This window comes from Gordonia liuliyuniae (assembly GCF_021738805.1).
In the GTDB taxonomy this organism is placed as follows: Bacteria; Actinomycetota; Actinomycetes; order Mycobacteriales; family Mycobacteriaceae; genus Gordonia; species Gordonia liuliyuniae.
In genome coordinates this window covers 28,732-49,224 of the sequence record NZ_JAKKOR010000007.1, presented here as the reverse complement: position 1 = coordinate 49,224, position 20,493 = coordinate 28,732, and the positions used below count along the sequence as shown (strand labels likewise).

The window sequence follows — 20,493 nt, the reverse complement described above, 5'->3', positions numbered from 1 at the left end:
TCGACGACACCGGGCCGGTGAACCCCAGACGCGCCACCCCATCACCTACCGAGGCGTTCCCCGTGGTGGGGACAATCAACGTCGCATGTGGCAGAACTCCACCGCTGGTCGGCCGCTCGGATCCGGACAGATAGGTCCGGATGATCTGACCGAGCGCGTCTGCCCGGCGTTGCCCGGTCGAGCGTGGGTCGGGTGATCCGTCCGGTGACGGGATAGGCCTGCACAGTGGGTCGATGGCTGCGTGCAGTTCTTCGCCGGTCAGCACATCCAGATCGATCGTGGATGTGACTCGGCCGTCGTCGGCGATGGTCAGCGACATCTCGTTGAGTGCTGCGTTCTCGGCGACCGGACTCTGTTCCGGATCGTCGGTGACGGTGTCGAGGCGGATTGCTTCGCGGCGTGCTGCGGTGGCAACGTCGCCGGGTGTTTCGTGGACGACGAGTTTGCGTGCCAGCTGTTGGCGTTGTGCGTCGTCGAGGTCGATGCGCTGTTCGACGAGCGTGATGCCTTTGCCGACGGCGTCGGCCATCTCGGCCGACAGCGATCCGTCTCGGGTACCGCGTCCGATCACTTCGAGGTATTCGGGGTGGTGTCCGTTGCGGACGGTTCGGTGCGCGACCGACGGTGGGACGCCGATCGCGGTCAACAATCCCGCCGCGGTTCGGATCCTCTTACGGAACGGGATCCCGGCGACTTCGGCGGCCCGCACCAGGCGGGACTGTGCGGCGTCGAGGACGTTGCGTGCTCGGGCGACTTCGACGATTGCCGACAGAATGTCGGCGTCGTCGGCGCCGACCTTGCTGGCGCGGTCGAGTCGGCACGCCAACCTCAGGGAGTCGCCGGCCTCGCGTTCGATGGCGGTGGGTGGGGCGAGTTCGTCGACAATGTGGTCGGCGAACTCGCGGACAGTGGAAGCGAACATGACGGGACCTCCTTCGATCCAGGACTAAGCGACTACGTGTGGTGCCGGGCACCACCCCGGCAATGGCCGCCGTAGTCCTCCCGCGGCTCGCACTCTCACCCGAGGAACGAGCAGTCTTTAACGGGTTCGCCTGGACTGCGGCGCGCTATCGAATTGTCCCTCTGTCTTCCCGCGAGCTCTCTCGCTTCCCGCTACTGGACTGTCCAATAGCGGGAACCGACTCCGTTCGCGGGAACGCACGGAGTTCGCGAGAACAGGCCGCCCACCCCGCAGACAAAAGGACGCCGCTCCTTCGCGTAGGGGGTCGCGAAGGAGCGGCGCAGGGTCGGCGGCTCGGGGGCGGAGCCGCCGCCGGTCTACAGGGTCGGCCGATGCCGTGAGGTCAGCCGGGAATCGCAGACGGCTCGGTCGGCGCCGTCGGCGCGGTGCTCTGGTCGGTATGACCGTCGTCGGGCAGGTTCTGCTGTCCGCGTCGTCCGGGCGCTTCGCCGGGTCCCGGGAATCGACCCATCCCCGGACGCTGGCCGTCCTCGTCCGTGCGGTCGTCGAACCGTGACATCCGCGGGTGATCGTGTCGGGAGCCGGAGTCTCCGGTGTGATCGCCGACGAGGTACCCGGCGCCGAACGCCAGACCGATCACCGCGATTGCTCCGACGACGGACCCGGCGATCAGGAACCGGCGTTGGACGGGGACCGTGGTCGGACCGCTCGGCTGCGCTGCCGGCACATCGGCGACCGGTCCGGTGGGACCGGGAGTGGGTGCCGAATCAGTGGGGACGGGTTCGGTGGGGGTGACGCCGTGTGAGGCGGTCTCCCCGGCGTCTCCAGGAGTCTGGTCCTGCGGATCGCTCATCGTTTCCCTCTCGTCGTGCGGCACGTCGCCGCGCGGTCGAGTATTAGAGAACCCGCCGAACCTGCCAGGAGGCTGGGAGCGAGGTGTCGATGTGCTGGACCCGCAGGCTCCGGAACAGACGAAACCGCGTCAGTCTGTGCGGCGTCGCGCGTACGCCTCGAGTTCGGCGACCTGGTCTGGGTCGAGAGAGGGGCGGACCGTGGCGCGCGCGGTCTCCACATCGTCCACCGTGACAGTCGCGGCCTCGATGTCCCGACGCATGGCGGCCAGCGCAGACTCCCGGAGCAGCGCCGAGCAGTCCGCCGCCGAGTACCCGTCGAGCTCGGTGGCCAATCGATCGAGATCGACACCGTCGAGTGGGACGTTGCGCGACGCAGCGCGCAAGATGTCGGCGCGGGCGGCGGCGTCGGGTGGCGGTACGAACACGAGACGTTCGAGGCGGCCCGGTCGCAGCAGCGCGGGGTCGATCAGGTCGGGCCGGTTCGTCGCACCGAGCACGACCACGTTCGAGAGCGGCTCGGCGCCGTCCAGTTCGGTGAGGAGCGCGGCCACTACACGGTCCGCGACCCCCGAATCGGTCGAGCCGCCGCGGCGGGGTGCGAGCGCGTCGACCTCGTCGAGGAAGATCAGCGACGGAGCCGACTCGCGGGCACGGGCGAACAGATCGCGGACGGCACGTTCGGACGACCCGACCCATTTGTCGAGGAGTTCGGCACCCTTCACCGTGTGCACCGACAGTCGGCCCGACGCGGCGAGCGCACGAACCACGAACGTCTTCCCACAGCCCGGAGGGCCGTACAGCAGCACGCCGCGCGGAGGCTCCACCCCGAGCCGGGTAAAGGTGTCGGGGTGCTGCAGCGGCCATAGCACCGCCTCGGTGAGGGCCTGACGGGTCTCGACCATGTCGCCGACGTCGTCGAGCGTGACCGAGCCGAGGGCGACGTCTGGCGATTCGTTGCGGGACGTCGGACGGATCACGGTGAGGGCTTCGGTCAGGTCGGCGGTGCGCAGCGCCGGCTCGGTCTCGTCGGTCGCGGCACGGGCCGCGGCGCGCAAGGCCGCGTCGCGGACCACCGCGGCCAGATCGGCGGCGACGAAGCCCGGCGTGTGGGCGGCGACGTCGTCGATGTCGAGTCGGCCGTCGGTGGGGACGTCGGTGAGGATCGCGCCGAGCAGTCGGGCGCGCAGGTCGGCGTCGGGCAGTCCGATCGACAGCGAACGGTCGCACAGGTCGGGGGCGCGCAGACGCCGATCGATCGCGGCGGGGTCCGCGCTAGTGGCCACGAGAGCGACGACGCCGGATGCGATCGCGTCCCGAAGGTCGTCGAGGATCAACGTCGAGACGGGGTCGGGCACAGCCGGGAGGAGTGCGTCGACCTCCGGGATCAGGAGGACGCCGGGGCCCTGCGCGCGGAGTCGGGCGGCGGCGTCGGCGACCGCAGCGCGTCGACCCTCGGCGGTGAGGGCTCCAGTCGTCGGACCGTCCAGTTCGATGAACGGACGGTGCGCGCACACCGCCCGGACCACCGTCGTCTTGCCGACTCCGGCCGGTCCGGTCACGAGGACGCCCAGACGCGGCTGCGCTCCGAGGGAGCGGAGGATGTCCGGGGTATCGAGCGTGACCGTCAACCATTCGGTGAGCCGACTGACCTGCGAGTCGACGCCGACGAGTTCGGAGACGGGCCGGACCGGACGTGGCGACTGGTCGCTCGCCGTCGCCGGGGACGACGCGAACGCGCCGACGGGCTCGGGGGCGCTCGCAGCGGCGGGCGGCTCGACAACCGGGTGCGGCGTCCCCGGCACGGCGTGCCGACCGGCCCATAGGGCCGCGGTCCCGGTCTGCACGCTGACCGGTCCAGCGGGTTCGGTCGCGGTGACGGTGAGGAGCTCGTTGGTCCACGTGATGCCCAGCGTGTTCGCCAGTGACCGGGTCGCCGGACTCGCCGAAAGTTCCGGTCCGAGATCGCGCGGAAGCAGTGCGACGGTGTCGCCGACGGCCAGGATCTTGCCGAGCAGCGCGCGCCGCAGCGTGGCCTCGGCGACCACCGACATGGCGACGGAGGACCCGCGCACCGTGACGCGAGAGGCGCCCTGCACGAGCGCGGGTCCGACGACGACCTGTGCGTTCTCCCGGATCCCGAGGTTGGTGAAGGTGATGTCGTCTAGCAGCAGGACGCCCGGTGGGACGTCGCCGCCTGCGCGCGCGACGACCGCGGTCATCGTCCGCGCACCGGTCATGCCGATCGCGTCCCACTCGGTCAACGACAGCGCCGCCAGTACCTCCGGGTGGACCCGCACCAAGCCTCGACGCGAGTCGGCCGCCGACGTGTTCAGTCGGGCGGTCAGAGTCAACGTCGGCCGCGTCACCGGGTCAGCCCTCCGAGTCCGCGGATACCGTCGTGTTCGGGGCTCCGGGAACCTCCGGTGCCCCGGGACGACGCAAGCCGAGTCGAGCCGCAGAGGCCTTCCGAGGACCAGTGTGTCGGCGCACGCCGCCCGCACGTCGTTCGTCACGTCGCTGGATACGGCGGTCCCGCGGCGGTGCGTCCCAGTGCTCGGGATGCGAGGCCACCCACCGCTGCATCCGCCACGCGAAGGGGATGTGGATGAGGTACGCGGCGACCACGAGCATCATCAGGATGTACGGGAACGTCATCAAAAGCGCGGCAGCCGCGGCGACGACGATGAGCAGCCCGGCGAGTGCGCTCGGGCGGACCCTCGCCGACTTGAACGACAGCGTCGGGCAGCGGCTCACCGCGAGGATCGACACGAAGATCATCCACACGCCGACGGCCACCGTCGACGTCCACCAGCCGTCGCCGAAGTGCTGCAAGACGCCGACCGGCAGCAACGCGGTCAATGCGGCGATCGGTGCCGGAACACCGACGAAGAAGTCCCTCGTGTATCCGGGGGCGTCGTCGTCGTCGAGCAGCGTGTTGAATCTGGCCAACCGCAGGATGATCGCCGCGCAGTAGATGAGGACGAGGATCCAGCCGAGGTCCTGGGCGGCGCCGTCCTGGTCGCGCAGCACCGTCGAGTAGACGATGAGTGCGGGCGCGACGCCGAAGTTGACGGCGTCCGCGAGGGAGTCGATCTCGGCGCCGATCTTGGTGGTGGCGCCCATGAGGCGGGCGACGCGGCCGTCGAGACCGTCGAGGATCGCTGCGGCGACGAGCAGAGCGAGCGCAGTGTCGACGTTGCCTGCATCGGCGGAGCGGACCGCGGTGAGACCTGCACAGAGCGCGAGGATCGTGAGCGCCGACGGCAGGAACATGCGACCGTCGCGCAGCGACCGGCGACGTGTGTCGCCGGGCCGGCCCGTCCGACGGCCGGCCACCCGCAGCCTGCGCCGCGGACTCCCGTCTCGGCGGAGTCGGCCGGGACCGCGTGGCGTCGTCGGACTGGGCATCAGGTGAGATCCGCGAAGACGGTTTCCGCGCCCACCGCGCGCTGGCCGACAGCCACCTTCGGGACGCTGCCCGCGGGCAGGTAGACGTCGACGCGTGATCCGAAGCGGATCAGACCGTATGTGTCGCCAAGCGTCAACTCGTCGCCGACTGAGGCGTCGTTGACGATGCGGCGAGCCAGAAGCCCGGCGATCTGGACGACGCCGACCTGCGGCCCGGCGCCGTCGGCGCCGGTCGCGATGGTCATCGATGTCCGCTCGTTCGCAGTGCTCGCCTCGGGCAGGTCCGCGGACAGGAACTCGCCTGGCTTGTGCGCCACCGACACCACTCGGCCCGCGATCGGGACACGCTGGACGTGGACGTCGAAGATCGAGAGGAACGTGCAGATGCGCGGCAACGGTCGGTCGCCGAGTCCGAGCTCCGGATGGGGGACGGCCTCGTCGACGAGCGCGATCGCGCCGTCCGCCGGGGCGACGACCAGCCCGACGCCGGTGGGCGGCACACGGGACGGATGCCGGAAGAACAGTGCTGACGCTGCGGCCGTCGCCGCCGCCGACCGGGCGAGCCACGGATGTCTGCGTCCGAGCAGTGCGACGGCGGCCGGCGCGGCGACGAACGGCAGTCCGCGGCGGTGGACGGGTGGAACCGTCGAGTTGAATAGGTCGACCAGGTGCGCGACACCTGTGCGATCGTCGGGTTGTGCGGGGCGTCGTGCCACCGGGAGTCTCCTCACCTCTGGCTCCTCCGGCAACCTCGACCGGGAGCTCTGCGTTGCTGCAAGCTTAGGCGGAGCCCGCCGCTCGAGCGAAGTCGAGACCCCCGCCGCCGACCGAGCGGAGTCTGTCGAGGCGCCCGGTTATGCGCTTTCCGCTGCGTGCTTCACTTTGCCGAGCGTCTCGCGGATGCCTGCGCGGAGTTCGTCCTCGAACGAGTCGTTGCCGCCGAACACCTTGTCGACGAGGAACGACGACACGGCGGTGGTCTTGCCGCCTGCCGCGGCGCGCTGCTCGGTGACGCGTGATCCGGTCGCGGTCGGCTCGATCCGGTACGACCACACGGTGTGGTTCTCGGTGATGCGGAAGGCGATCTCGCGGTTCGGCTCGAAGGCGACGACCTTGGCGCTCGTCGGCCAGACCAGTGGGCCGCGACGGTTGACGTTCAGGGTGCGGGCTCCCTGCTTCACGTCGCCGCCGAAGACGATCATCTTCTTGCACTGAGGGCTCCACTCGCCCATCCGCTTGAGGTCGCTGACGACCGACCAGACGGCTTCGGGGGACGCGTCGATCTCGATGGAGTCTTCAATGATGGGTGCAGCCACGGGGATTCCTTCCAACGGTGTAGTGCCCGTCACGATAGACCAGTTGCCGTGACAGGCGGTAACGCCGGCAGGTCCAACAGCCCAGTGTTCTCCAGCGCGGCGTTTTACAGTGCCGCGGCTACGAACAGTCCGATCGCCACGAACACGACCGCGTTGAGCCATGCGGCTCGCGAATAGCCGCTGTCGGACTCGTCGAGCAGCACCGAACCGAGCCTGCCTGGGGTGAGCCAGTCGACGAGGACGAACGAGAACATCATCAAGGCGATCGTCGCGACGCCGTAGCCGAGCGTGAACAGGATGCCTTTCCACAGTTCGAAGCCGGTGGACGCACCGATGCCCGCGGCGATCGCGATCGCGAGGCCCGCGGCCTGCGCGACCGCCAGCACCACGGCCGACCGGTTCTGCTCCACCCACACCTTGGTGCGGAGGCTGCCGGGCGTCACCAGGTCGAGCGCCACGAACCCGAGGATGAGGAGTGCGATCGACAGCAGGCCGTACGACGTGAGGTCGGCGATGTCGCTACGGAAGATCTCCAGCGGTTCCATGCGATGACTCTAGCGGTCAGCCGACAGTCACCATCTCCCAATCGGCGACGGAACCGGACAGCCGCGCGAGATGGCTGTCGGCGTCGCCGAGCGTGTGCGAGATGGCGGTGAGCCTGCTGACGTAGTGGCCAATCGGGTACTCGGCTGTCATGCCGATGCCGCCGTGCATCTGCACCGCTTCCTGGCCGACGTGGCGGCCACTCCGGCAGATCTGCAGCTTGGCCCGGGATGCGGTGATCGGGTCGTAGTCGCCGTCGGCGAGCGACGCGGTGAAGTACGTGCTCATGCTGCGGGCGAGTTCAGCGGAGACGAACATGTCCGCTGCCCGGTGCGACAACGCCTGAAAGGTGGCGAGCGGGACGCCGAACTGCTTGCGCGACTTCAGATACTCGGTGGTCATTTCGAGGGCGCGGGTCATGGCGCCGACCGCTTCGGCGCACAGCGCCGACTGGGTGGCGACGTCGACGTCGGCGATGACCTGCGATGCGTCGCCCTCCCCGAGTCGGGCGCCGGGCGCCCCGGACAGGTCGAGTTGCGCGCCGCGTCGACGGTCGTGCGTGCGGTACGCGGTACGGGTGAGGCCGTCGGCGTCGGCGGCCACCAGGTACAGGCCGATGGCGCCGTCCGGCTCGCGGGCCGAGACGACGAAGGTGTCGGCGCAGTCGCCGTGGTCGACGAGCGTTTTGACGCCGGTCAGTCGGCCGTCGACGGCGGTGGTCGCCACCGCCGTGTGCGGCCACCGGTCGCCGGCTTCGGTGTGTGCGAACGCCAGCATCCGCTCGCCGGACGACAGTCCTTCGACGATCTCGGTGCGGGTCGCGTCGTCGGCGGTCCGGGCGACGAGCATGCCGGGGATGACGACGGAGCCGAGGAGGGGTTCGGGAGCCAGGCTTGCGCCGACTTCCTCCATCACCACTGAGAGCTCTTCGGGGCCTGCGCCCATCCCGCCGTCGGCTTCGCTGAAGACCAGCCCGAGGATGCCGATCTCGGCGAGGGAGCGCCACACGTCGCGGCTCCAGCCGAGATCGGTATCGGTCACCGCGCGGAGCCTCTCCACGTCGTAGGCGGAGGTCAGGACGTCGCGCACGGTGTCGCGCAACATCACCTGTTCGTCAGACAGATCGAATTCCATTGTGTTCCTTGAAATCTGGGAGGGCTACAGCCCGAGGACGGCCTTGTCGATGATCTGGCGTTGCACTTCCGATGAGCCGCCGTAGATCGTGACCTTGCGGTAGTTGAGGTAGGTCGGAACCGTGCGCTGGGCCCACTCGGGCGACAGCACGTCGGCGGTCCCGTTGGCGGCCGCCGAGTCGACGGCTGCGACGGGCACCGAGTCCGGTCCGGCGATGTCGGCGAGCAGTTCCATCGCATCCTGCTGCAGTTGCGAACCGCGTAGTTTCAACAGTGACGACGCCGGGTTCTGCTTCCCGTTGGCCGAGCCGGCCACCACGCGCAGCTGGGTGATCTCAAGGGCGAGGAGTTGGTTCTCGAGATCGGCCAGGCGGGAGGCGATGGCGGGATCGTCGAGCAGGGTCCCGGTCGGGGTCGTGATCTCGGCGGCGAGTTTCTTAGCGCGCGCCAGCTTCGTCTTGGTGTAGCCGACGCGGGCGATGCCCGACCGTTCGTTGCCGAGTAGGAACTTGGCGATCGTCCAGCCCTGGTTTTCTTCGCCGACGAGGTTCTCGACGGGGACGCGCACGTCGCTGAAGAAGACCTCATTCACTTCGTGGCTGCCGTCGATCAACTGGATCGGACGCATCTCGATGCCCGGCGTGTCCAAGTCGATGAGCAGGAAGCTGATACCGGCCTGCTTCTTCACGTCGGGGTCGGTACGGACGAGCATGAAGATCCAGTCGGCGTACTGGCCGAGCGTCGTCCACGTCTTCTGGCCGTTGACGACGTAGTGGTCGCCGTCGCGGACGGCGCGCGTCTTGAGCGATGCGAGGTCGCTGCCTGCCTCGGGTTCAGAGAAGCCCTGGCACCACCACAGGTCTAGGTTTCGGGTGGCGGGCAGGTACTTCTCTTTCTGCTCGTCATTGCCGAAGTGCGCGATGACGGGCCCGACCATGCCCGCGTTGAACGGGAGGAGGTCGGGCACGAAGTTGAGCGCCATCTCCTCGCGCCAGATGTGGTGTTGTACGGGAGTCCAGTCCTGGCCACCCGCCTCGACCGGCCACGCCGGAACGGCGATGCCGCGCTTGTTCAGGAGCTGCGTGGTGGTGACGACATCGTCCGGGTAGATCGTCTTGCCTTCGGCATTGCGGCGACGGATGTCTTCGGGGATCTCGGTGGTGAAGAATTCGCGGAGCTCGGCCCGGAACGCTTCCTCCTCGGGGGTGAAACGAAGCTGCATACTTCAGTCCTACTCCGAAGTAACTCATCGTGTCGCGATTCGATGGAAGGAAGTACCGTCATGAGGCATGAAACATGTTCACGCTTTCGGCGATGACGTTCTCGGCAATTTGGATGCGCTCGGAGTTGCCGAGCGGATCGCGACCGGAGAGGTCAGTGCCGCCGAAGCGCTCGACGCTGCGTTGGCTCGCCTCGACCGGGTCGAGCCGCAGCTCTCGGCGCTCGCGGTCGACGACCGTGAGCGGGCACGAGCGCGCACTGAAGGCGAGTTTCACGGTGTATTCGCGGGTGTGCCGTCGGCGATCAAGAACAACACCGCGTTCGCCGGTCTGCCGACCCGCAATGGCTCGGCGGCGACCGGCGATGTGCCTGCCGCTTCGGACGAACCATTCTCCCGCGAGTTCGTCGGCGCCGGGTTCAACGTGATCGGGGCGACGACGACGCCGGCCTTCGGTCTCACGGCAACCACTGAGTTCGCCGATCGTGGACCGACGCGGAACCCGTGGGACACCGACTTCTCGTCGGGCGGGTCGTCCGGCGGTGCTGCAGCGCTCGTCGCATCGGGCGTGCTGCCCATTGCGCACGGCAATGACGGCGGCGGCTCGATCCGCATCCCGGCTGCGGCGTGCGGTCTCTTCGGGCTCAAACCGTCGCGGGGGCGGACGGCACCTGCTGCGATGGGTGAGAAACTGCCGATCGATCTGATCTCGAACGGTGTCCTCACCCGTTCGGTGCGCGACAGTGCCGCGTTTCTGGCCGATGTGGAGTCTCGCCGTGACAGCGGGAGCCTGCCACCGGTCGGCAGCGTCGAAGGCCCCGGCAGCCGCCGGCTGCGGGTGGCGCTCGTCAACACGCCGATCACCGGACGGCTGTTGGACGCGCCGACCGACACGGCGTTGAACGACGCCGCCGAGCTGTTGGAGTCGATGGGGCATCGCGTCGAGACGATTCCGTTGCCCGTCGACCGGTCGTTCGTCGACGACTTCTCCGACTACTGGGCGATGATGGCGTTCGGCATCGACCGTTTCGGTGGCAAGACAGTGGGGGCGGGCTTCGACCGATCGCAGCTCGACCCGTTCACACAAGCGTTGTCTGCCAGGTTCTTTCGGCACTTCTACCGGCTGCCGTTCGCGCTCCGCCGACTCAACAAGGCGACCGCGGCGTTCCGCGATCTGTGCGAGCGGTTCGACGTCGTCCTGTCCCCGACGCTCGCGCACACGACTCCGAAGATCGGGTACCTGTCGCCGACCGACGACTTCGACGAGGTATTCGACAAGCTGATCGGCTACGTGTCGTTCACCCCTGCGAACAACGTGAGCGGTACGCCCGCGGTGACGCTGCCGTTCGGTTCCACTCCCGACGGGCTGCCGGTGGCTATCCACTTCTCCGCCGACGTCGGCGCCGAGCGGACGCTCCTGGAGCTGTCGTACGAGGTGGAAGCGGCCCGCCCCTTCGCCCGCATCCAGGACGCGTAGCGCGCAGAGTAGTGCCCGAGGTGGGCGAAAGAAGCGGTCGGCGGGCCGACTCGGATGGTGAGTCGACCCGCCGACGTCGTGGGCGTGTCACTGCATGCGCCGTGTCAGTGGGCGGCGTCAGTGGCCAGCGTCAGTGGGCGACGGCACCTTCGGCTCCGACACCGGTCAGCGAGCGGACTTCCATTTCGGCGTTCTTGCCTGCTTCACCGCGATCGCGGGATGTCAGGGTGCCGACGATACCGAGGATGAACGCGAGCGGGATCGAGACGATGCCCGGGTTCTCCAGCGGGAAGTACGAGATGTCGATGCTCGAGATCATCGCCTTCGAGCCGCCGGTGACGGCGGGGGAGAAGACGATCAGGACGATGCACGAGATCAAGCCGCCGTACATGCTCCACAGGGCACCACGCGTGTTGAAGCGACGCCAGTACAGCGAGTAGATGATGGTCGGCAGGTTGGCCGACGCGGCGACCGCGAACGCGAGAGCGACGAGGAACGCGATGTTCTGGCCGTTGGCCAGAATGCCGAGGACGATGCTGATGACGCCGAGGACGACGACCGTGATCCTCGAGACGCGCACCTGGTCGGACTCGGATGCCTTGCCGCGCTTGATGACCGACGCGTAGATGTCGTGCGCGAACGACGCGGACGCGGTGATCGCCAGACCTGCGACCACAGCGAGGATCGTCGCGAACGCGACCGCCGAGACGATGCCGAGCAGGACGGTGCCGCCCAGTTCGAGCGCCAGTAGCGGAGCCGCCGCGTTCTCTCCGCCTGCCGCACTGAGGATCTTGTCGGGTCCGACGAGAGCCGCCGCACCGTAGCCGAGGATCAGGGTGAACAGGTAGAACGCGCCGATCAGGGAGATCGCCCACACGACCGAGCGGCGGGCTTCCTTCGCGGTCGGCACAGTGTAGAAGCGCATCAGCACGTGCGGCAGGCCCGCGGTGCCGAGGACCAGAGCGAGACCGAGCGAGATGAAGTTGATCTTCGACTCGGTGGAGCCGCCGTACTTGGCGCCCGGCGCGAGGACGTCACGCGACGCGACCGCCTCGTCGGCCGAACCGGAGATCATGTTCTGCGCCTCGCCGAAGAGGTGGGAGATGTTGAACCCGAACTTGATGAGCACGATCGCGGTCATCACGACGGCTCCCGCGATCAGCAGGCACGCCTTGATGATCTGCACCCACGTGGTGCCCTTCATCCCGCCGATCAGCACATACGCGATCATCAGGACGCCGACGACGGCGATCACGATGCTCTGGCCGGTCCGGTCGTGGATGTTCAACAGCAGTGCGACGAGACCGCCCGCGCCTGCCATCTGAGCGAGCAGGTAGAACAGCGACACGACCAGTGTCGACAGCGCGGCCGCCATGCGGACCGGGCGTTCCTTCAACCGGAAGCTCAGCACGTCGGCCATCGTGAATCGGCCGGTGTTGCGCAGCAGTTCGGCCACCACCAGCAGGGCGACCAGCCAGGCCACGAGGAAGCCGATCGAGTACAGGAAGCCGTCGTAGCCGTACACGGCGATCGCGCCCGCGATGCCGAGGAAGCTGGCGGCCGACAGGTAGTCGCCTGCGATGGCGATGCCGTTCTGCGTGCCGGAGAAGCCGCCGCCCGCGGTGAAGAACTCGGAGGCGGTCGTGTTCTTCCGGCTGGCGCGGATCACGACGAACATGGTGACCGCGACGAACGCCACGAAGATCGAGATGTTCATCGCGGTGTTGCCGACGGCCTCGGGCTCAGCGAGATGGGTGATGGTCATCGGATGCCCTCCGCGGTGTCTGCGTATACGCCGTCGGCGAAGTTCTGTCGGATCTGTTCGGCCTTCGGATCGAGGTCACGGCCCGAGAACTTCACGTACGCGGCGGTGATCGCGAAAGTCGTCACGAACTGGAGCAACCCCAGGATCAGGCCGAGGTTGATGTTCCCCCACACCTTGGTCCCCATGAAGTCGTCCGCGAACGCGCCGAGGACGACGTAGACCGCGTACCAGAGGAGGAAGAACACGGACATCGGGACGATGAACCGGAGGAGGGTCCGCCGGAGGCTGGTGAATTCGGGGCTCGCTTGCGCGACGAGGAACTCGTCGGGCGATGGTTGCACCCGCTCCGTGGGCGGTGGTGCTTGATCGGACACGATCACTCCTTACACATGAGAGTCGACGGACAGTCGCATGCGAAAAGAATGAACGAGATACGTGTCACATGGCAGGCGCATTGTGATCGAAGCGACGAGCATCTCCGACGATGCGGTGAACGGTCGCCCGGCGCCGACGAGCGGTGAACGGTTGTCCGTCACTGAGGCGGTTTCACGGTGTCCGTTCCACACCCAACCCCAGGCGTTCGGGCACGTGCATCGCTGCGAAGATCCCTGCGACGCCCGGTGGTCGCGACGAGCGTGTTGCCATGCTGACCGCGATCATGACGACGAAGGTGAGCGGCACCGTCACTGCTGCCGGATAGTCGACGATCGCCGTCGGCCACCCGCCAGCGACGTCGTCGTCGACGACGCCGCTGACGACCAGGGCGACAGCGGCAGCCGATGCGATCCCGCCGACGACCAGACCTGCGATCGCGCCCGCCGCAGTGAGCCCCCGCCACCAGATTCCTAATAGGAGTAGCGGGCAGAAGGTCGCTGCCGACACGGCGAAGACCAGGCCGACTGACCGGGACAGGTCGAGGGTTCCCGCGCCCAATGCCAAGCCGATCGGAATGAGTCCGCCGACGAGTGCACAGATCCGGAAGCTGCGGACTCCGGCCGGTAGCAGATCAGTCGACATGACGCCTGCGATGCTGACGAGCAGGCCCGACGACGTCGCCAGGAATGCGGCGATCGCGCCGGCCGCGACGAGTGCGCCGAGCAGTGTCCCCCACACTCCCGGCATGGCGGCCGTCGGTAGCAGAAGGACCGCGGCGTCGGTGTTGCCGGTCGTCAGCACCTGCGGAGTCCAGACCCGCGCGAGCGCGCCCAGCACCGTCGGGAACAGGTAGAACACCGACAAAGCGGCGATCACGTTCAACGCGGTCCGGCGCGCCGCCCGCCCGTCGGTGTTCGTGTAGAAGCGCACCAGCACGTGGGGGAGTCCGACGGCGCCGAGGAAGGTCGCCACCATCAGCGACAGCACCTGGTAGAGCGGGTGGTCGCCGCCGAGACCGCCGCCGGACGCCGCCCACTGCGCGCCGGTCTGGGGTGCGTCCGACACGACCGGTGTCGCCGCGTCCTTCGCCAGGGTCACTGTCGAACCGCGTTCGACGGTGACGGTACCGACCTCAGCGGGCGCACCGTTGATCCGGACCCCAGTCGGATCGGCGACGGTCACCGACACTGTGCGGTCGACGCTCACCGTGGTCGCGACGTCGACGCGCGGCGGCAGCGGCTCGCCGAGGTCAGAGTCGTGGTGGAGGAACAGCATCGAGAGGGCGAGCGCGGGCACCGCGACGGCGGTGAGTTTCAACCAGTACTGGACTGCCTGTGCGAACGTCACCGACCGCATGCCGCCGCCGACGACGTTGACGATCACGAGCAGACCGACGCCGACCACACCGATCCACGGGGGCAGTCCCAGCAGGATGTCCAACGCGAGGCCTGCACCCTGCAACTGTGGGACCAGGTACAGCACACAGATGCCGACGACTACGACCATCGTCGCCTTGCGGGCACGTTTCGACGCGAGGCGGAACTCGGCGAAGTCGGGCACCGTGTACGCGCCCGACCGGCGGAGCGGAGCCGACACGAACAGCAGGAGCGCGAGGTAGCCCGCGGTGAACCCGATCGGATACCAGAGGGCGTCGGCCCCGTACTTGGCGACGAGTCCCGCTACGCCGAGGAACGACGCCGCCGACAGGTATTCGCCCGCGATCGCTGCGGCGTTCCAGCCGGAGCCGATGCTGCGTGAGGCGACGAGGAAGTCTGACGTCGAGCGGGCGCCCCGCCCCGCGTACGCGCCCGCGGCGAGGGTGCCGACCGCTGCGACCAGGACTGCGGCGACCGTGAGCGTGGTGACGTGATCGCTCACCGAGCCGAGTCCCGAGTCGCGGGTCCGGGGTCGTCGTCGGTGAGGCGGACGAAGTCCCGTTCGGCCTGGTCGGCGAGCCGGATGTAGAGGCGGCCCGCCAGGTACAGCAGCGGATAGGGGAGCACTCCGAGGATGACCCAGTTGAGCCGGATCCCGAACACGGTGGCCGACGCGAACGGCTCGGCGGTCGCGCCGAGGATCGGAACGGCGACGAAGATCAGGGCCACGGCCAGTCCCAGCCGCAGTGCGAGACCGAGTTGCGCGCGGACGAGCCCGCGGACCAGGTTCTCGCCGATTCCGCTCTGTTCGGCGACCTGGACGCGGGTGCGGACCATGCGCGCTCCGCGTCGCTCGGACAGGACGACGCGTTCGCGGGGCGGGCGGTCGGACATCTCAGCCGCCGGCCCCCGACGGTCCGCCGCCTCGGATGGTCCGCATCGGGTCGCGGACCAGACGATCCTTGAGTTCCCGGACCTGGCGGCGGCTCACCGGCAGCTCCACCGCCTGCGACACCCCGTTGGCCTGGATGCGGACCATGGTTGACGGGCCCGCGGACCGCAACCCCGACACCATCGGGAGGTTCACCAGGTAGCTGCGGTGAACGCGTGCGAATCCTGCTGGTCCCCAACGGGATTCGAGCGTCGACAGGGTGACGCGTACGAGGTACGAGCCGCTGTCGGTGTGGAGGCGGGCGTAGTCGCCGACGGCTTCGACCCACGAGATGGCGTCCCGCCGGACGAGCGATGTGACGCCGCCGGACTCGACGGGGATCACCTCGTCGGAGTCGCTGCCTGACGCGTGCGTTGCGGAAGTGTGTGTTGTGGGAGTGTCGGCGGCGGAAGCGGGGGCCGACCCGTCGCGTGGGGGTTCGTCCGGGCCGGACCGGTCGTGCGAGGCGACTCGTTCGACGGCCCGCGCCAGCTGTTCTTCGCGCAGCGGCTTGAGTAGGTAGTCGACGGCGCCGACCTCGAATGCTTCGACAGCACGGTCATCGTGCGCGGTGACGAAGACGACGGGCGGCGGGTCGGCGTACCTGGCGAGGACTCCGGCCAACTCCATGCCGGACAGGCCTGGCATCGAGATGTCCAGGAACACGCCGTCGACCCGGTGGTCGCTGAGTTCACGCAACGCCGACGTGGCGTCGGATGCGGTCAGTACGACGTCGACGGCGTCGTTGCGGTTCAACAGGAACGCGAGTTCGTCGAGGGCGGGTTCCTCGTCGTCGACGGCGAGGACGGTGAGTCCGTTCATCGTGTGCGCGGTTCCCTTCCGTCCGGTGAAGCGACGGCACGGATTCCGGCGGCGAACTTGGGAATCCGCATGCTCACCTTGGTGCCCGCGCCGACTGCGGTCTCGACTATCAGACCGTAGTCGTTGCCGAATGCAGACCGCAGTCGTTGGTCGACATTCGTCAGCCCGACATGAGCGCCGTCGGATTCGGCGGGCCCTGCCGGGGCGAGCGCGTCGATCGCCCCGGTCCGCAGCAGTTCGGGGTCCATGCCTGCGCCGTCGTCTTCGACACTGAGTTCGCAGTCGGGGCCCGCGTTGCGGGCGACGATCGAGATGGTGCCGGTCTTGCGTCCGGCCATCCCGTGTCTCACGGCGTTCTCCACGAGCGGCTGCAACGCCAGGAACGGCAGCACGACGCCGAGTACTTCCGGCGCCACCTGCAGTTTCACGGTGAGTCCTTCGCCGAAGCGTGCCCGTTCGAGCGTGAGGTAGCGGTCGATGTTCCGGAGTTCGTCGGCGAGCGGTGTGTACTCGCCTGCAGCACGGAACGAGTAGCGGGTGAAGTCCGCGAAGTCGAGGATGAGTTCGCGGGCTCGGTCGGGGTCGGTGCGCACGAACGACGCGATCGTGTTCAACGCGTTGTAGATGAAGTGCGGGCTGATCTGGGCGCGCAGGGCGAGGACCTCGGCGCGGTCGAGGCGTGCGCGGGACGCGTCGAGTTCGGCGAGTTGCAACTGGCTTGCGACGTACCGTGCGACCTCGGTGATGGCCCCGATCTTGCCCGGGCCCGGTTCGTCGCGGGTCGCGACGACGAGGACGCCCGCACTGATGTCGTCGGTGAGGAGCGGTGCGGCGATCAGTCGTCGCGCGAGGGCTGCGGCGCCTGCGGGATCGCGTTGCACGCTCGGGCTCTGTTCGCGCAGAGTGGTCGCCGCAAGCTTCCCCGCCGCGGCGGAGACGGGGGGAGTCCACACATCCTCGTCGCCTTCGCGGGCGAGGAGTGTGGTGTCGGGTCCGTACAGGGCGACGCCTTCGGCTGCGGTGAGAACACGCAGCGGTCCGATCGCCTCGGCGGCCGATTCTGCGGTCAGTCCGTCTCGCAACGGTCCGGCAGCGAGGGCCGCCGTGTGCAAGGTGTCGTGGACGGCGAGTTCGGCAGGGGTTGACACGACTCGCCGCGTCCGCAACGCGATCACGATGAGGATCACCGTCAGGGCGGTCCCCAGCACGGTGATCGCGATCAGTTCGCCGGACATGACTGTTGACGGTAGTCGCCTGTCGGGCGAGCGGGCAGACAGCGTCCCCCGGAGTCGAAACCCCCGGCCGATGGGACCGAACTCGACGAACGGGGGAGCCTTCGACCGCCAGGGGCTGGGAACCTTGCACTCTCCATAGGCGAGTGCTAAAACGGAACTTGGCACTCGCGGCATGTGAGTGCCAGGTTGGAACGGTGAGGCCGGTTCAAGACACCCCGGTCGTCCGTCGCGGGCATCGAGTCCGACCCTACGAGAACTTAGTGTCACCCCCCACCGGAGGATCACTTACCAATGGCAAAGCAAATCGCTTTCGACGAAGAGGCCCGTCGCGGACTCGAGCGCGGCCTGAACAGCCTGGCCGACGCCGTCAAGGTCACGCTCGGACCCAAGGGACGCAACGTCGTCCTGGAGAAGAAGTGGGGCGCCCCCACGATCACCAACGATGGCGTGTCCATCGCCAAGGAGATCGAGCTGGAGGACCCGTACGAGAAGATCGGCGCAGAGCTGGTCAAGGAAGTCGCCAAGAAGACTGACGACGTCGCAGGCGATGGCACCACCACCGCCACCGTCCTGGCTCAGGCCCTGGTTCGCGAAGGTCTGCGCAACGTCGCGGCCGGCGCCAACCCGCTCGGCCTCAAGCGCGGCATCGAGAAGGCTGTCGCGGCCGTCACCGAGTCGCTGCTGAAGTCTGCCAAGGAGATCGACACCAAGGAGCAGATTGCTGCTACCGCTGGTATCTCCGCAGGCGACCCCGCCATCGGCGAGCTCATCGCCGAGGCGATGGACAAGGTCGGCAAGGAAGGCGTCATCACGGTCGAAGAGGCTCAGACGTTCGGTCTGCAGCTCGAGCTCACCGAGGGTATGCGCTTCGACAAGGGCTACATCTCGGGATACTTCGTCACCGACGCCGACCGCCAGGAAGCCGTCCTCGAGGACCCGTACATCCTGCTCGTTTCGGGCAAGGTCACGACCATCAAGGACCTCCTGCCGTTGCTGGAGAAGGTCATCCAGGCCGGCAAGCCGCTGCTGATCATCGCCGAGGACGTCGAGGGCGAAGCGCTCTCGACCCTGGTCGTCAACAAGCTCAAGGGCACCTTCAAGTCCGTCGCCGTCAAGGCTCCGGGCTTCGGTGACCGCCGCAAGGCCATGCTCGCCGACATCGCCATCCTCACCGGTGGCGAGGTCATCAGCGAAGAGGTCGGCCTCTCGCTGGAGACCGCAGGTATCGAGCTGCTCGGTACCGCGCGCAAGGTCGTCGTCACCAAGGACGAGACCACCATCGTCGACGGTGCGGGCGACAACGAGGCCATCGCAGGCCGCGTCGCGCAGATCCGCTCGGAGATCGAGAAGAGCGACAGCGACTACGACCGCGAGAAGCTGCAGGAGCGCTTGGCCAAGCTGGCCGGCGGTGTCGCAGTCATCAAGGCCGGCGCTGCCACCGAGGTCGAGCTCAAGGAGCGCAAGCACCGCATCGAGGACGCTGTCCGCAACGCGAAGGCTGCCGTCGAAGAGGGCATTGTCGCCGGCGGCGGCGTGGCCCTGCTCCAGTCGGAGGCTGCCATCAGCGGTCTGTCGCTCGACGGCGACGAGGCCACCGGCGCCAGCATCGTGCGTGTCGCGCTCGAGGCTCCGGCCAAGCAGATCGCGATCAACGCGGGCCTCGAGCCGGGCGTCGTTGCGGACAAGGTTCGTAACTCGCCGATCGGCACCGGCCTGAACGCCTCGACCAACGAGTACGAGGACCTGCTGGCCGCAGGCATCAACGACCCGGTGAAGGTCACCCGCTCGGCGCTGCAGAACGCAGCCTCGATCGCGGCACTGTTCCTCACCACCGAGGCCGTCGTGGCCGACAAGCCCGAGAAGAACGCCATGCCGGCGATGCCGGGTGGCGACGAGATGGGCGGCATGGGCTTCTGATCTGACGATCAGCAGTTCCCGCAGAACTCACCGAAGGCCGGTCATCCGAGAGGGTGGCCGGCCTTCGGCGTGCGGGAACGACGTCGGGGTCTGCGGGGTGAGGTGGTCGACGCGATCGGTGTCTCAGACGCCTGCCGTGACGCCGTAGGCGGAGGCCAGGCGGGTGATACGGCTGGCTTCGTGCAGGCGAGGCTTGTCGCTGCCGTCGCGCACCTCACCACCGGCGAGTGCGAAGTCGGAGAGGAAATCGCGAGCCCAGTCGACGTCCGCGCTCGTCGGACTCATCGCTTCGTTCACGACCCGGGCCTGGTCGCCGAACAGGCACAGGCGGCCCGTCATGCCGGTCTCGCGCGCGGCCGCGGTCTGGGCGCGGAGAAGATCGAGGTCGAGGCCGGGAGTGGGGCCGTCGATTGGGTTGGGCAGCTTCGCGACGCGCGATGAGTTGGTCAGCCGCGCCCGCGCGTACACCATCGCGAGGTCGGTTGCGGCGGTGCCGGTGTCGCGGCGATAGTCACCGCTTCCGAAGGCGAGCCGAACCGTGCCCGCACGTGCGATCGCCGTCGCCTCTTCGATGCCGATCGCCGATTCGACAAGCGCGATCACGTCGACTCGTCCACCGAAGGCCGCGATCGTATCTGAGACGTGCGCCGCCGACTCGACCTTCGCGAGGACGACTCCGAGCAGTCCGCTGCACGACCGCAGGCGCGCGATGTCGTCGCTCCAGAATCCGGTCTCGGCGTCGTTGATGCGGACCCAGCCGGTGTTGCCGGGGTGGTCCAGCCACTCCGCGACGGCGTCGCGGGCGAACGGCTTACGTGCGGGCGCGACGGCGTCCTCGAGGTCGAAGATGAGCTGGTCGGCCTCCGACGCCGCCGCGTCGGCGAAGCCTTCGGGACGGGCCCCGTTGGCGAGAAGCCAGGAGCGGGAGAGGGAGTAGTCGATCGGGGCTGGTGCAGAGGTCACGGACATCCTTGTGGACTCGTAATGGAGAGGTCTCGGCGGACGTCACACGGATGGCCTGTTCGGGGAGTCGGCTCGGTGTGGTCGCGCTCGTCACCGACGATTGTATGACGATCTCGCCGAAGCTTCCATCCACACGAGGGTCTCTGCGACCGATGCATCGTGAAATGAATGAACTCAACCATTTGTTACCTGCGAGTACAGGTGGGGACGGGGAGATCGGTGCGTTGTGGACATTGT

At 68.1% G+C, this 20,493-nt stretch carries 17 protein-coding genes and 1 pseudogene; 2 read left to right on the top strand and 16 right to left on the bottom strand.

Annotated features, from left to right (window positions below; genetic code table 11):
- Nucleotides 1-4: 4 nt before the first annotated feature.
- The 9 genes and pseudogenes from L5G33_RS09100 to L5G33_RS09060 form a co-directional block, all read right to left on the bottom strand.
- Nucleotides 5-922, bottom strand: a pseudogene (locus tag L5G33_RS09100) (DUF222 domain-containing protein); the annotation flags it as partial.
- Between the two features lie 382 nt (nt 923-1,304).
- Nucleotides 1,305-1,775 (bottom strand): hypothetical protein, encoded by a 471-nt coding sequence (locus L5G33_RS09095; protein ID WP_236997862.1) that lies wholly within the window; start codon nt 1,773-1,775, stop codon nt 1,305-1,307.
- A gap of 129 nt (nt 1,776-1,904) precedes the next feature.
- Nucleotides 1,905-4,142 carry an AAA family ATPase gene (locus tag L5G33_RS09090; protein ID WP_236997861.1) on the bottom strand — a complete coding sequence of 746 codons (2,238 nt, stop codon included), beginning with the start codon at nt 4,140-4,142 and terminating at the stop codon, nt 1,905-1,907.
- A gap of 4 nt (nt 4,143-4,146) precedes the next feature.
- Complete coding sequence (locus tag L5G33_RS09085; protein ID WP_236997860.1) at nt 4,147-5,184, bottom strand: CDP-alcohol phosphatidyltransferase family protein; 1,038 nt, start codon at nt 5,182-5,184, stop codon at nt 4,147-4,149.
- Entirely contained in the window at nt 5,184-5,900 is a 717-nt protein-coding gene (locus L5G33_RS09080; protein WP_236997859.1) for a phosphatidylserine decarboxylase, read from the bottom strand. Before L5G33_RS09080 ends, L5G33_RS09085 begins: the two co-directional genes overlap by 1 nt.
- A gap of 138 nt (nt 5,901-6,038) precedes the next feature.
- On the bottom strand, nt 6,039-6,500 hold the full coding sequence (locus L5G33_RS09075) for an SRPBCC family protein (protein ID WP_236997858.1): 462 nt from the start codon (nt 6,498-6,500) through the stop codon (nt 6,039-6,041).
- 104 nt (nt 6,501-6,604) lie between these two features.
- Nucleotides 6,605-7,045 carry a DUF350 domain-containing protein gene (locus tag L5G33_RS09070; RefSeq protein ID WP_236997857.1) on the bottom strand — a complete coding sequence of 147 codons (441 nt, stop codon included), beginning with the start codon at nt 7,043-7,045 and terminating at the stop codon, nt 6,605-6,607.
- Between the two features lie 16 nt (nt 7,046-7,061).
- On the bottom strand, nt 7,062-8,177 hold the full coding sequence (locus tag L5G33_RS09065) for an acyl-CoA dehydrogenase family protein (RefSeq protein ID WP_236997856.1): 1,116 nt from the start codon (nt 8,175-8,177) through the stop codon (nt 7,062-7,064).
- A gap of 24 nt (nt 8,178-8,201) precedes the next feature.
- A complete protein-coding gene (locus L5G33_RS09060; RefSeq protein WP_236997855.1) occupies nt 8,202-9,398 on the bottom strand; it encodes an acyl-CoA dehydrogenase family protein in 1,197 nt (398 codons plus the stop codon).
- Nucleotides 9,399-9,465: 67 nt separating this feature from the next.
- Here L5G33_RS09060 and L5G33_RS09055 point away from each other — a divergent pair, with 67 nt between their 5' ends.
- Nucleotides 9,466-10,872, top strand: coding sequence for an amidase (locus L5G33_RS09055; RefSeq protein WP_236997854.1), 1,407 nt, complete (start codon nt 9,466-9,468; stop codon nt 10,870-10,872).
- 130 nt (nt 10,873-11,002) lie between these two features.
- Here the strand turns inward: L5G33_RS09055 and L5G33_RS09050 are convergent, their stop codons facing one another.
- The 6 genes from L5G33_RS09050 to L5G33_RS09025 all read right to left on the bottom strand — a co-directional run bounded on the left by L5G33_RS09050 (nt 11,003) and on the right by L5G33_RS09025 (nt 17,376).
- Entirely contained in the window at nt 11,003-12,637 is a 1,635-nt protein-coding gene (locus L5G33_RS09050; protein ID WP_236997853.1) for a monocarboxylic acid transporter, read from the bottom strand.
- On the bottom strand, nt 12,634-13,011 hold the full coding sequence (locus tag L5G33_RS09045; RefSeq protein ID WP_236997852.1) for a DUF485 domain-containing protein: 378 nt from the start codon (nt 13,009-13,011) through the stop codon (nt 12,634-12,636). The genes L5G33_RS09050 and L5G33_RS09045 overlap by 4 nt, the downstream gene beginning before the upstream one ends.
- 172 nt (nt 13,012-13,183) lie before the next feature.
- Entirely contained in the window at nt 13,184-14,890 is a 1,707-nt protein-coding gene (locus L5G33_RS09040; protein ID WP_236997851.1) for a sodium/solute symporter, read from the bottom strand.
- Nucleotides 14,887-15,282 carry a hypothetical protein gene (locus L5G33_RS09035; RefSeq protein WP_236997850.1) on the bottom strand — a complete coding sequence of 132 codons (396 nt, stop codon included), beginning with the start codon at nt 15,280-15,282 and terminating at the stop codon, nt 14,887-14,889. The genes L5G33_RS09040 and L5G33_RS09035 overlap by 4 nt, the downstream gene beginning before the upstream one ends.
- 1 nt (nt 15,283) lies before the next feature.
- Nucleotides 15,284-16,141: a LytR/AlgR family response regulator transcription factor gene (locus L5G33_RS09030; protein WP_236997849.1), complete on the bottom strand. Its 858-nt coding sequence runs from the start codon at nt 16,139-16,141 to the stop codon at nt 15,284-15,286.
- A complete protein-coding gene (locus L5G33_RS09025; RefSeq protein WP_236997848.1) occupies nt 16,138-17,376 on the bottom strand; it encodes a sensor histidine kinase in 1,239 nt (412 codons plus the stop codon). The genes L5G33_RS09030 and L5G33_RS09025 overlap by 4 nt, the downstream gene beginning before the upstream one ends.
- A gap of 291 nt (nt 17,377-17,667) precedes the next feature.
- Between L5G33_RS09025 and groL the strand changes: the two genes are divergently transcribed.
- Nucleotides 17,668-19,293: a chaperonin GroEL gene (gene groL, locus L5G33_RS09020; protein ID WP_236997847.1), complete on the top strand. Its 1,626-nt coding sequence runs from the start codon at nt 17,668-17,670 to the stop codon at nt 19,291-19,293.
- 123 nt (nt 19,294-19,416) lie between these two features.
- On the opposite strand, the gene L5G33_RS09015 is transcribed toward groL, so the two are convergent.
- Complete coding sequence (locus L5G33_RS09015; RefSeq protein WP_236997846.1) at nt 19,417-20,262, bottom strand: HpcH/HpaI aldolase/citrate lyase family protein; 846 nt, start codon at nt 20,260-20,262, stop codon at nt 19,417-19,419.
- Between the last annotated feature and the right edge of the window lie 231 nt (nt 20,263-20,493).

What these genes read in the sequence shown, in the direction of transcription:
- L5G33_RS09095 (WP_236997862.1), bottom strand. Translation starts at nt 1,775, where the DNA reads ATGAGCGATCCGCAGGACCAGACTCCTGGAGACGCCGGGGAGACCGCC.
- L5G33_RS09085 (WP_236997860.1), bottom strand. Translation starts at nt 5,184, where the DNA reads ATGCCCAGTCCGACGACGCCACGCGGTCCCGGCCGACTCCGCCGAGAC.
- L5G33_RS09070 (WP_236997857.1), bottom strand. Translation starts at nt 7,045, where the DNA reads ATGGAACCGCTGGAGATCTTCCGTAGCGACATCGCCGACCTCACGTCG.
- L5G33_RS09065 (WP_236997856.1), bottom strand. Translation starts at nt 8,177, where the DNA reads ATGGAATTCGATCTGTCTGACGAACAGGTGATGTTGCGCGACACCGTG.
- L5G33_RS09060 (WP_236997855.1), bottom strand. Translation starts at nt 9,398, where the DNA reads ATGCAGCTTCGTTTCACCCCCGAGGAGGAAGCGTTCCGGGCCGAGCTC.
- L5G33_RS09055 (WP_236997854.1), top strand. Translation starts at nt 9,466, where the DNA reads ATGAAACATGTTCACGCTTTCGGCGATGACGTTCTCGGCAATTTGGAT.
- L5G33_RS09050 (WP_236997853.1), bottom strand. Translation starts at nt 12,637, where the DNA reads ATGACCATCACCCATCTCGCTGAGCCCGAGGCCGTCGGCAACACCGCG.
- L5G33_RS09035 (WP_236997850.1), bottom strand. Translation starts at nt 15,282, where the DNA reads ATGTCCGACCGCCCGCCCCGCGAACGCGTCGTCCTGTCCGAGCGACGC.
- L5G33_RS09030 (WP_236997849.1), bottom strand. Translation starts at nt 16,141, where the DNA reads ATGAACGGACTCACCGTCCTCGCCGTCGACGACGAGGAACCCGCCCTC.
- L5G33_RS09025 (WP_236997848.1), bottom strand. Translation starts at nt 17,376, where the DNA reads ATGTCCGGCGAACTGATCGCGATCACCGTGCTGGGGACCGCCCTGACG.
- groL (WP_236997847.1), top strand. Translation starts at nt 17,668, where the DNA reads ATGGCAAAGCAAATCGCTTTCGACGAAGAGGCCCGTCGCGGACTCGAG.
- L5G33_RS09015 (WP_236997846.1), bottom strand. Translation starts at nt 20,262, where the DNA reads ATGTCCGTGACCTCTGCACCAGCCCCGATCGACTACTCCCTCTCCCGC.